The organism is Kitasatospora sp. MBT66 (genome assembly GCF_000710405.2).
Taxonomy (GTDB): Bacteria; Actinomycetota; Actinomycetes; order Streptomycetales; family Streptomycetaceae; genus Kitasatospora; species Kitasatospora purpeofusca.
In genome coordinates this window covers 97,858-99,010 of sequence record NZ_JAIY01000011.1, presented here as the reverse complement: position 1 = coordinate 99,010, position 1,153 = coordinate 97,858, and the positions used below count along the sequence as shown (strand labels likewise).

General features: G+C 75.4%; 2 protein-coding genes and 1 pseudogene. All 3 read left to right on the top strand.

Annotated features, from left to right (window positions below):
• A partial coding sequence (locus tag BI06_RS52940) for a hypothetical protein (RefSeq protein ID WP_206743644.1) occupies positions 1–199 on the top strand: 199 nt, incomplete at its 5' end.
• Positions 196–837: a hypothetical protein gene (locus tag BI06_RS31230; RefSeq protein WP_030398514.1), complete on the top strand. Its 642-nt coding sequence runs from the start codon at positions 196–198 to the stop codon at positions 835–837. The genes BI06_RS52940 and BI06_RS31230, both read left to right, overlap by 4 nt.
• A 39-nt stretch (positions 838–876) precedes the next feature.
• A pseudogene (locus BI06_RS51410) lies at positions 877–1,153 on the top strand (hypothetical protein); the annotation flags it as partial.

The following is a 1,153-nucleotide window of genomic DNA, read 5'->3' as shown; positions in this document are numbered from 1 at the left end:
CGCGGCGTCGCCCGAACCGGTGGCGCCGGTGCCGAGGGGCCGGCCCCTGACCGCGGGACAGTTCCGCGGCGCGCGCCGGTTCGACCGCGAGGAGCCGCCGACGGCGGGAGCGGGGCCGCGCGCCCCCTTCCTCCTTGGCGCCCAGAATGTACGGCCGTACTATTCGTTCAACTTCTACTGTCCGGGAGTCGTGTTGTGAGGATCGGTTTCGACGGCGATCAGGTCGAGGTGCCCGACGACCTGGGCCGGGCGCTGCTCGCGGCACTGCGCGAACACAGGCCGGTCGAGCCGCCGCGGGCCGCCGGCTTCGAGGACCTCGCCGCTCTGGTCGCCCGGATCGGCCACGTCGTCCAGCACCTGACCGTGTTCAAGGAGTTGACGCTGTCCCGGGCGGACGCCACCAGCGGCTACTCCAACCGCCGCGCGCTGGGGACGGCGGCCGGAATGTCCCCCACGCAGCTGGGCCGGGTCCTGGAGGGCCACGGCCTGCCGCGGGACCGGCGCGCCGACGGCGTCAACCTGGTCGTCGCGTTCCGGACCACCGACGACGGTGTCCTGCACCTGGCGGGCGAGCCGGACGTGGCGGGCCTGCCCTCGTTCACGCTGCCCGCCGCGCCCGGGCCCGACGATGCGCCGGGCCAGGTGGGGACCGCCGTCCGGGAGCTGACCTTCTACTACCGTGCGCAGGTGCCGATCGCGGTGGCCGCCCTCGGGCGCAGCGCCGGCCACACCCTGCGCCACGCCGAGCGGGCCCTGGTCGCCTGCGTCACCGAGGACGTCTTCGACGCCCTGTTCGGCGACCCCCGCCTCGATGCGACCCGACCCAACGGCCGCTGAGGAGCAACGGCTCCGACGCCACGGAAGGCAAGCCCGCTGATGGACCGCAAGACGTACACCGCGAAGGTCGCCGAGCTGCGCCCGCTGCGCGAGGAGATCGCCAGGGCCGAGAAGGCGGTCGCGGCCGCGCAGGCCAACCTCGACCGGCTCGACCAGCAGCGCGCCCGCCGGATCAGCGAGCTCGCCGGCTACGAGGGCGCGAAGGCCGACGCCGTCGCGAAGGCCGCCGGGCTGTCGCTCGGCGACGTCGTGCGGATCGCCCCGCTGCTGGACCCGACCCCGGCCGCCGTCCGCGCCGCCAGGACCGACGACCGGG